This window comes from Streptococcus sp. Z554, from assembly GCF_053010305.1.
The window spans coordinates 33552-43851 of sequence record NZ_JBRKNV010000005.1 but is presented as its reverse complement, the minus strand read 5'-3'; the positions used below and the strand labels follow the sequence as shown (position 1 = coordinate 43851).

Sequence of the window (10300 nt, the reverse complement as noted above, 5' to 3'; positions counted from 1 at the left end):
GAAGATATAGAAAAGGAAGTCTCAATGGCTTTCTTTTTTGTTTATAAAGATGTCAACTTCTCGCTCTAGCTCTGTTAGTAAGTGTTCATCTTCTACTAGTTTAGCTAAGGAGAGTCCATTTTGTATCAACTGAGCATCATTATCACAATGCCAATACGAATATAGGAAAACGCAAGTGTATCATACTGTTTGCTTACTTTTGCCTCCTCTAAGAGAGTGTAGCAAAGCTGTTTGCAAAGCAACTTATCACCATTGTAAAGATAAAGAGTTGAGAGATTCAGAAGCAACATCATACGAAGTTGAAAGACAGGACTATAGTGTTTATAAACCTCTAGTCGTTCTAGAATTTTTTCAGTAATCTGATGAATATACTCCATAGGAAAAGCAAAGAGAATGGTATTAAGGACTTTGAGGTCGCTCTCATACCAGGTATCTTGTTTCTCAATATTATCCCATAGTCTGTTTACAATGTTGTCAATCTTACTTGACAATTTTTCTATCCCATTTTTACGGATGTAGATAACGATTTCGAGCATATCTTGTAACTGCTGGATGGGGAAATCATGGTGTGTTTTTAGATAATGTTGGCATTCTTTGAGTAATTTACTTAAGTCGTTCGTACCACTAATAGAAGCCATTTTTAGAAAAGTCTGCATGATAGTTGATCGTTCGCTTGGGTGGTAGAGATGACAAATATATTCAAACTCTTCAAAACTCATATTGATTTGCCGGAGAAGAAACTCCATATTCTCATATTTTGGAGTTGTTTTTCCACTTTCGATTTTTGATAGGCTAGTTCTTGAGAGAACCCCTTCACAAACTTCATCTTGGGTTAATCCTTTTGACTCACGGATTTCTTTATAAACATTTCCAAAATCGTAGCGCATGTTCTCCTCCTTGTTCGTGAAAAAAGTTAACAAAAAATTGAATTCTATTAAAAATATTGTATCATAAGAATATATAAAACAAATAAAAAATATTTTGTATTTTAGTATGTAAAGGAGAATCGTTACATGAAACATTTTTTTGCAGGAATTGGTGAAATTCATTTTTTGTTATTTTTATTATATCTAAGCATGTCTACTAGTCCAATTATTGGACTAGTGATTGGACATACTAAAATAAATCTAATAAATTCTATTATTATGGCTCTTGGTATGATATTGGCATTAATTTTGGTATTATCAAGGGTGTATAGAAAATATTTTTATAGAGACGAAGATGACTAAAGTTTTTATCAATAATTGGCTCCATAATATCTATAGGGAATTTACCCACTACAAATATTATAAAGCCCTAAAAAAGAGCCGTTTAAGGCTCTTTTTGTGTGTTTGCATTTGATGAGAGATCATTATAAACATTGGTGTTGAGGGCTTACAAGTTTATGGAATTTCGCCATCTAGATTATTAGTTAGATGAACTGGTTGTATTGCTATTAGACTCTGATTGAGAACCTGAAGAATCAGCAGTTTGACCTCCTCCACTGCTAGCATTATCAGTTGAGTATTGGTCTGTTGCAGGTGCTTGGGAATTAGATATGCTTCCATTTGTTTCTGGATAGCTTTGAATATAGCTACTATCTTCTGAACGGCTGGCTTCTAGTCCGGCATCTCTAGTAGTCGTTTCTGTTTGGGTAGTTTTTTCTTCTTCTTTTTTGGTCAAGACTTCAACTTGTTTTTGGAATTTAGAGATTAGTTCTTGAATTGGTTTTATCTTTTCTTCAAGAGCAGCTTGGTCGCTGGCAGAATTAATGTTTTTAATGATGTCTATTATTTTTTGCAAGGAAGTAATGGCTGTCTCAAGTGTTTGTTTATCTTGAAACTGGCTATCAGAATCCTTTATATCTAATTTCAAAGCTTTTTCACTATAATGATTTGTGACTTTATCGGCAGTAGAAGCGAGAAAGTCTGCTAATGTCTTTTTGCCTTCATCAGTAGTTGGTTTTAATTCTTGAATTTTTTTCCAATCATCTATAATGGTTTCAGAATCGATATTAAAGTCTTTAATAGCGTTTTTTACTTGTTCGACATCTTGTTGATTTTTTTGTTGTTTGATGAGAGCAACGTTCCCTCTCTCTGCTTGAACACGCTCTTGATGAATGACTAAGCCTGCCAAAAGTCCAAACCCTGCAACAATTATAATAGTAAAAATGGTATTTTTTGATTTTAGTATATCTTTGTAGTTGTTCACAATCGTTTTATTTTACGCACATGAATGATGATATATGTAAGGAATCATATGCGTATTCCTCCTTATAACAGTATATCATTTTTAATTGATTTTAAAAATAAGTTTTTAAAGAGAATAGGGGTTTAGGGATGAATTAATTTCTTTTGTATCCTATCTTCATGTATTTATAAAAGAGGTGGCTAGGTTTGTCAGCATCTTCCTTGTCTTCTCTATCTAAGCGTGTTATAATGAAAATTGCTCAAACGACCTTCAATCGTGATAGCAAACACGACCTTCAATCGTGAATAAACGAATAGATGGGAGAACTACCATGAGTGATAACTCTAAAACACGTGTTGTCGTGGGGATGAGTGGTGGTGTTGATTCGTCGGTGACGGCTCTCTTGCTCAAGGAGCAGGGCTACGACGTGATCGGTATCTTCATGAAGAACTGGGACGACACAGATGAAAACGGCGTCTGTACGGCGACCGAAGATTACAAGGATGTGGCTGCGGTAGCGGACCAACTAGGTATTCCTTACTACTCTGTCAACTTTGAAAAAGAGTACTGGGACCGCGTTTTTGAGTATTTCCTAGCGGAATATCGTGCAGGACGCACGCCAAATCCAGATGTGATGTGTAACAAGGAAATCAAGTTTAAGGCCTTTTTGGACTATGCTATGACCTTGGGAGCAGACTATGTAGCAACTGGGCACTATGCCCGTGTGGCGCGTGATGAGGATGGGATTGTTCATATGCTTCGTGGTGTGGACAATGGCAAGGACCAGACCTATTTCCTCAGCCAGCTTTCGCAAGAACAACTCCAAAAGACTATGTTCCCATTGGGACATTTGGAAAAGCCTGAAGTTCGCAAACTAGCAGAAGAAGCAGGTCTTGCGACTGCTAAGAAGAAAGACTCGACAGGGATTTGCTTTATTGGAGAAAAGAACTTTAAAGAATTTCTCAGCAACTATCTACCAGCCCAGCCTGGTCGTATGATGACTGTGGATGGTCGTGATATGGGTGAGCATGCCGGTCTGATGTATTATACGATCGGTCAGCGTGGTGGACTCGGTATCGGTGGGCAACACGGCGGTGACAATGCCCCTTGGTTTGTTGTCGGAAAAGACCTCAGCAAGAATATCCTCTATGTAGGCCAAGGATTCTACCATGATTCGCTCATGTCAACTAGCTTAGAGGCTAGTCAGGTTCACTTTACTCGTGAGATGCCAGAGGAATTTACATTAGAATGCACGGCTAAATTCCGCTACCGTCAGCCTGACTCTAAGGTGACGGTTCATGTCAAAGGAGACAAGGCAGAGGTCATCTTTGCAGAACCACAGCGCGCAATCACACCAGGACAGGCAGTTGTCTTTTACGACGGTGAAGAATGTCTTGGTGGTGGTTTGATTGATAACGCCTACCGTGACGGCAAGGTGTGTCAGTACATATAGATTGACAAATTTGCTCAATCTGCTACAATAATAACAGCAATAGAAATGATGGTCAAAGCTCATGGATGTTGCAGGCTTTTTTGTCCTGCACTTCTTTGGAGTTTTGACTGTTTTTGTGTCGTTTTAAGGAAAGGGCAAGATGATTCAACAAGACTTTCGGACAAAAGTAGGAAATACAGTTTTTGGCGTTCGGGCGACAGCTTTGATTCTTCAAAACCGCAAGCTCCTAGTCACCAAAGATAAGGGCAAGTATTACACTATCGGCGGAGCGATCCAAGTTAATGAAAGTACAGAAGATGCGGTGATCCGTGAAGTGGGTGAAGAATTGGGTGTCAAAGCTCAAACTGGACAGCTAGCTTTTATAGTTGAAAATCGTTTTGAACAAGACGGCGTATATTATCACAATATCGAGTTTCATTATTTGGTAGACTTACTTGAGAATGCCCCGTTGACCATGCAGGAAGATGAGAAAACGCAACCCTGTGAATGGATTGACTTGGATAAACTCGAGGATATCCAGCTAGTTCCAGCCTTTTTAAAAACAGCCTTACCAGATTGGGACGGCCAACTAAGACACATCCATCTTGAAGAATAGGAGAGAAAATGACTTATAATTTTATTGAAGAATACGATATTATTGTAATCGGTGCGGGACACGCTGGGGTTGAGGCTTCCTTGGCCGCTAGCCGTATGGGTTGCAAGGTCTTGCTTGCGACTATCAACATTGAAATGCTGGCTTTCATGCCTTGTAATCCTTCTATCGGTGGTTCTGCCAAGGGGATTGTCGTGCGTGAGGTCGATGCCCTGGGTGGGGAGATGGCTAGGACCATTGACAAGAGCTACATCCAGATGAAGATGCTCAACACTGGTAAAGGGCCGGCCGTTCGTGCCCTTCGTGCGCAGGCTGATAAGGAACTTTACTCTAAGGAAATGCGCAAAACGGTTGAAAATCAAGAGAATCTCACTCTTCGTCAAACTATGATTGATGAGATTTTGGTGGAAGAAGGCAAGGTTGTCGGTGTTCGTACAGCTACCCATCAAGAGTATGCTGCCAAGGCCGTTATCGTAACCACAGGGACAGCTCTCCGTGGGGAAATCATCATCGGAGACCTCAAGTATTCATCAGGTCCAAACCACAGTCTGGCTTCTATTAACCTAGCTGATAATCTCAAGGAATTGGGTCTTGAAATTGGTCGTTTTAAGACAGGAACACCTCCACGTGTCAAGGCTTCCTCTATCAACTACGATGTGACAGAGATTCAACCAGGAGATGAAACACCAAATCACTTCTCTTACACTTCACGTGATGAAGATTATGTTAAAGACCAAGTTCCGTGCTGGTTGACCTACACCAATGGTACCAGCCATGAGATTATCCAAAACAACCTCCACCGTGCGCCTATGTTTACAGGTGTGGTCAAGGGAGTAGGACCTCGTTACTGTCCGTCGATTGAGGACAAGATTGTTCGCTTTTCGGACAAGGAACGCCACCAACTCTTCCTTGAACCAGAAGGACGAAACACAGAAGAAGTTTATGTTCAAGGACTTTCAACCAGTCTTCCTGAGGATGTCCAACGTGACTTGGTTCATTCCATCAAAGGTTTGGAAAATGCAGAGATGATGCGAACTGGCTATGCAATCGAGTATGATATGGTCTTGCCGCATCAGTTGCGTGCAACTCTGGAAACCAAGAAAATTTCAGGTCTCTTTACTGCTGGTCAGACAAATGGAACGTCAGGTTACGAAGAAGCTGCTGGCCAAGGGATTATCGCTGGTATCAATGCGGCTTTGAAAATCCAAGGCAAGCCTGAGTTGATTCTAAAACGAAGCGACGGTTATATCGGAGTAATGATTGACGACTTGGTGACCAAGGGAACCATTGAACCTTACCGTCTCTTGACCAGTCGTGCAGAATACCGTCTTATTCTCCGTCATGACAATGCGGATATGCGTTTGACTGAGATGGGTCGTGAGGTTGGTCTTGTTGACGATGAACGCTGGGCTCGTTTTGAAATCAAGAAAAATCAATTTGACAATGAGATGAAGCGTTTAGACAGTATCAAACTCAAGCCAGTTAAGGAAACCAACACTAAGGTTGAAGCGATGGGATTCAAGCCGTTGACAGATGCAGTGACAGCCAAGGAATTTCTCCGTCGCCCAGAAGTCTCTTACCAAGATGTAGTGGCCTTTATCGGGCCTGCTGCTGAAGAGCTAGATGACAAAATTATCGAATTGATTGAAACAGAAATCAAGTACGAAGGCTACATTTCAAAAGCCATGGATCAGGTTGCCAAGATGAAGCGTATGGAAGAAAAACGCATTCCAGCCAACATCGACTGGGATGACATTGACTCTATTGCGACAGAAGCGCGCCAGAAGTTCAAACTCATCAATCCAGAAACCATTGGGCAAGCCAGCCGTATTTCTGGAGTTAACCCAGCAGATATCTCCATTCTTATGGTGTATCTAGAAGGCAAAAATCGAAGCATTTCAAAAAATTTAGAAAAGAAAGCTGATTAAAAACAAAGCGCTGAATTCTCTTTTTGGGAATTCAGCTTTTTTAGATTTTTTCTTCTTTTTTCGAATAAAAAAGAAAAGGAGAAATGATAATGCTCACAGTAGAAGAAAAAACTTTTTTAGCTCACTATAAAAAAGCTTTATATCACCGTTTTTATGAGGTCGAACGCTTTGCTTCCTTGTCTGAAAAGTTGTGTAAACGTCCGCCACAGGCTGACAAGAACTAGACTTTTTGATATACTAGAACAAATTAAGATATAGGAGAGAATGTATGAGTGTATATGGTAGATTAGAAGACGAACCAACTCCAACTTGGATGGGAATCCAGGATGATTCAGTAGAGAATGAGGAGCAACTTGAGGTTGAGACTCGTCAACCTGCCCGCTTACCATTTTTTAATATTCTCATTTTGAGTACTATAGTGGTGCTTGTGTCCGTAATCCTCCCCTTCTTCTTAGGATTGATAAGTCCTGAGCAGTCTCAGGATTTTTATATTGGATGGGCTATGCATCAGAGCGGAGATATCTACACAGATTATTTTGGAACTAGTGGTCTCCTCTATTATTTTTTACAGTATGTAACTCAGGGAAGTATTTTGTTTGCCGTCTTTAATTGGTTAGCTTTAGTAGGTGCTGGACTCTTTCTTTTTCGTTCGGCTTACAATCTGACGGAACAAAATAAACAATCACAACAAGTATTGACAGTCTTTTATATCCTGGCTAGTGCTCTTAGCTTTGGTGGCGGCTATGCAACTATTCTTGCTCTCCCATTCTTGTTCTATGCTCTAAGTTTAGTGACGGCTTATTTGGCAGAACCAAACCAAGATAAAGGTTTCTTGCGTATTGGAGCTAGCTTAGCTCTAGCATTTTTCTTTGCACCTTTGGTTACAATCTTGTATGCATTCGTCTTGTTTTTTGCAGTAACAGCTTTTAATGTTGGGCGCAATAAATTGACTCATGGCCTTTATCAATTTTTTGCTGCGGGCCTTGGTTTTTCAATTTTCTTTTATCCAATTGGTTACTACACGGTTTATAAAGGCAGTTTTGGAAATGCGATTAGTCAAATACTCTACCCAGTAGATAGTTTGAACTTTATGTCTAACCCGGGATTGCTAGACAACATCCTTTTCTATGGATTGTTAGCCATTGCTCTTGGAGCGTTGACGATGGCATTTACAGGTCTCTTCCAATCTAAGCCATTGAAACAGTCAGTCTTATCAATCTTTGCTGCAATAGCTGTCATTTTGGTATTGGTTTTAGAAATTTTTTCTACAGACCAAATCCACGGCAGTCGCATGGTTGAGTTACTTCCTTTCTTGTCCCTTCTTTTACTTGCTGGAATTCCTACAGAGAAAGCAGAAGGGGCCAATCGTCGTAGACGATCTAGAGAAGAAACTTCAGTATGGGGTACTTTTGTAAAAGGGAATGCCTACCTACCAATTTTAGCTCTCATTTATCTATTTTCAGCTCCTCTAGTATCGCGATATTTGCTCCATACTGCACAATATCAAGAACGAACTAGTATTGAAGCTAAGGTTAAAGGGGAAACGCAGGCTACAGATCGTATCTATGTTTGGGATGATCAGACAAGTAGTTATAAGGCAAGTGAACGCTTGGCTGCTAGTCAGTTGTTATCACCGAGATTGCATACAGGACTTGATGCAAATCGTACCAAGCTTGTAAATGATCTACGAGATAATCAACCAAAGATGATTGTAGTAAATACAAAAACAACCCTATGGACAGAAGTTGAGCAACTTTTAGCTGAAAATTATCAAGCGGTTCAAAGTGAATTCAAAGACTTTAAACTCTACAAATTAAAATAAAAATTATCAATATCTTGTGTAATTTTAAAAAATTTTTATTTTTTGACACAAGATATTGATTTTTATTTTTTTAGTGATATAATACTTTTTAGAATCAATATTATATTTAAGAAAAGGGTATGGATATGATTGTACTGGAAGAGAAGGCTGTCCCTGATCCGACTTTATTCGTCGAAAAGCGTGACGGTAGACGTGTAATTTTTGATGTAGACAAGATTGACAAAGCGCTTCATAAGGCTGCTGAAAAGGTTATGGATGTAACCCCTTTGGTTGAAAAGCGACTTAGCACCCTAGTTGAACGTATCGTTGAAGAGATTCATAGTCGTTTCCCGCAAGGTGTAAAAATCTACGAAATCCAAAATATCGTAGAACACGAGTTGTTGGAAGCTAAAGAATACGCCTTGGCCGAGGAGTATATTACTTATCGGACCCAGCGTGATTTTGAGCGCTCTAAAGCGACAGACATCAACTTCAGTATTCATAAACTGCTCAATAAAGATCAGGCAGTTGTCAATGAAAATGCCAATAAGGACAGTGACGTCTTTAATACTCAGCGTGACTTGACGGCAGGGATTGTTGGAAAATCAATCGGCCTTCAAATGCTTCCTAAACATGTGGCTAACGCTCATCAAAAAGGAGATATCCACTATCACGATTTGGACTATAGCCCCTACACGCCTATGACTAACTGCTGTTTGATTGATTTCAAGGGCATGTTGGAAAATGGCTTTAAGATTGGGAATGCTGAGGTAGAAAGTCCTAAATCTATCCAAACTGCGACGGCGCAGATTTCTCAAATCATCGCCAATGTTGCTTCTAGCCAGTACGGTGGTTGTTCAGCAGACCGGATTGATGAAGTCTTGGCTCCATACGCAGAGAAAAATTACCAAAAGCATCTCAAAGATGCAGAGGAATGGGTTCTGCCTGACAAGCGCCAAGAATACGCTTGGAAAAAAACGCAAAAAGACATCTATGATGCCATGCAATCTTTGGAATATGAAATCAATACCCTCTTCACTTCAAATGGACAAACGCCATTTACTTCTCTTGGTTTCGGGCTAGGAACCAGTCGCTTTGAACGTGAAATTCAAAAGGCAATTTTAAACATTCGAATCAAGGGGCTGGGTTCAGAACACCGTACAGCCATCTTCCCTAAACTCATCTTCACCCTAAAAAGAGGACTTAACTTGGAAGAAGATTCACCTAACTACGATATCAAGCAGTTGGCTCTTGAGTGCGCAACTAAGCGCATGTATCCGGATGTCTTGTCTTACGATAAGATTGTCGAGTTAACAGGCTCCTTCAAGGTTCCTATGGGCTGCCGTTCATTCCTTCAAGGTTGGAAGGATGAGAATGGAGTAGAGGTTAATTCGGGCCGTATGAACCTAGGTGTCGTGACGGTCAATCTTCCTCGTATCGCCCTCGAATCTGAAGGAGACATGAATAAGTTCTGGGAAATCTTCAACGAGCGTATGAATATCGCGGAAGATGCTCTTGTTTATCGTGTGGAGCGAACCAAGGAAGCCACTCCAGCCAATGCCCCAATTCTTTATCAATACGGAGCCTTCGGACGTCGCCTTGGAAAAGAAGAAAGCGTTGACCAACTCTTTAAGAATCGTCGTGCGACCATCTCTCTAGGCTATATTGGCTTGTACGAAGTGGCGACCGTTTTCTTTGGCAATCAATGGGAAAGCAATCCAGAAGCCAAGGAATTTACACTGGATATTATTCGTGATATGAAGCGCCGAGTAGAAGAGTGGTCTGACCAATATGGTTATCACTTCTCTATCTATTCGACACCATCTGAAAGTTTGACAGACCGTTTCTGCCGTTTAGATACAGAGAAATTTGGCTCTATTCCAGATATTACAGATAAAGAATACTATACAAATTCCTTCCACTATGATGTCCGCAAAAATCCAACACCATTTGAAAAGTTGGACTTTGAGAAGGTCTATCCAGAAGCAGGTGCCTCAGGTGGCTTCATCCACTACTGTGAGTACCCAGTTCTCCAACAAAATCCAAAAGCTTTGGAAGCTGTGTGGGATTATGCTTATGACCGTGTCGGTTATCTCGGGACCAATACTCCGATTGACCGTTGCTACAAGTGTGATTTTGAAGGAGATTTTGAACCGACAGAGAGAGGCTTTGCTTGTCCTAACTGTGGGAATAATGATCCTAAAACAGTAGACGTTGTTAAACGAACTTGTGGCTATCTCGGAAATCCTCAAGCTCGTCCGATGGTCAATGGACGTCATAAGGAAATTGCTGCGCGTGTCAAACATATGAACGGTTCTACTATTAAAACGGCTGGACATGAAGTGAGAAATTAGAAA

8 protein-coding genes and 1 pseudogene are annotated in these 10300 nt (G+C 40.4%); 7 read left to right on the top strand and 2 right to left on the bottom strand.

Translation table 11 applies throughout. The features are described 5' to 3' along the window. Positions 1-21: 21 nt before the first annotated feature. A pseudogene (locus ACVC7R_RS05700) lies at positions 22-887 on the bottom strand (helix-turn-helix domain-containing protein). A 126-nt stretch (positions 888-1013) separates the two neighbouring features. On the opposite strand from ACVC7R_RS05700, the gene ACVC7R_RS05695 reads away from it, so the two are divergent. Next, positions 1014-1229: a hypothetical protein gene (locus tag ACVC7R_RS05695; protein WP_414316856.1), complete on the top strand. Its 216-nt coding sequence runs from the start codon at positions 1014-1016 to the stop codon at positions 1227-1229. 178 nt (positions 1230-1407) lie between these two features. Here ACVC7R_RS05695 and ACVC7R_RS05690 read toward each other — a convergent pair whose 3' ends face one another. Beyond that, the gene (locus ACVC7R_RS05690) at positions 1408-2190 is read right to left on the bottom strand and encodes a hypothetical protein (RefSeq protein WP_447263896.1); all 783 of its coding nucleotides are present in this window, start codon (positions 2188-2190) and stop codon (positions 1408-1410) included. A gap of 310 nt (positions 2191-2500) precedes the next feature. Between ACVC7R_RS05690 and mnmA the strand changes: the two genes are divergently transcribed. The 6 genes from mnmA to nrdD all read left to right on the top strand — a co-directional run bounded on the left by mnmA (position 2501) and on the right by nrdD (position 10297). Further along, on the top strand, positions 2501-3622 hold the full coding sequence (gene mnmA, locus ACVC7R_RS05685; protein WP_254724763.1) for a tRNA 2-thiouridine(34) synthase MnmA: 1122 nt from the start codon (positions 2501-2503) through the stop codon (positions 3620-3622). A gap of 139 nt (positions 3623-3761) precedes the next feature. Continuing rightward, positions 3762-4217, top strand: a complete 456-nt coding sequence (locus tag ACVC7R_RS05680; RefSeq protein ID WP_447263895.1) for an NUDIX hydrolase — start codon at positions 3762-3764, stop codon at positions 4215-4217. Between the two features lie 8 nt (positions 4218-4225). After that, entirely contained in the window at positions 4226-6142 is a 1917-nt protein-coding gene (gene mnmG, locus ACVC7R_RS05675) for a tRNA uridine-5-carboxymethylaminomethyl(34) synthesis enzyme MnmG (RefSeq protein ID WP_447263894.1), read from the top strand. Between the two features lie 89 nt (positions 6143-6231). After that, a complete protein-coding gene (locus ACVC7R_RS05670) occupies positions 6232-6366 on the top strand; it encodes a hypothetical protein (protein ID WP_414265908.1) in 135 nt (44 codons plus the stop codon). A gap of 44 nt (positions 6367-6410) precedes the next feature. Continuing rightward, positions 6411-7964 (top strand): damage-inducible protein CinA, encoded by a 1554-nt coding sequence (locus ACVC7R_RS05665; RefSeq protein ID WP_447263893.1) that lies wholly within the window; start codon positions 6411-6413, stop codon positions 7962-7964. 125 nt (positions 7965-8089) lie between these two features. Beyond that, a complete protein-coding gene (gene nrdD, locus ACVC7R_RS05660) occupies positions 8090-10297 on the top strand; it encodes an anaerobic ribonucleoside-triphosphate reductase (RefSeq protein ID WP_447263965.1) in 2208 nt (735 codons plus the stop codon). Positions 10298-10300 lie beyond the last annotated feature (3 nt).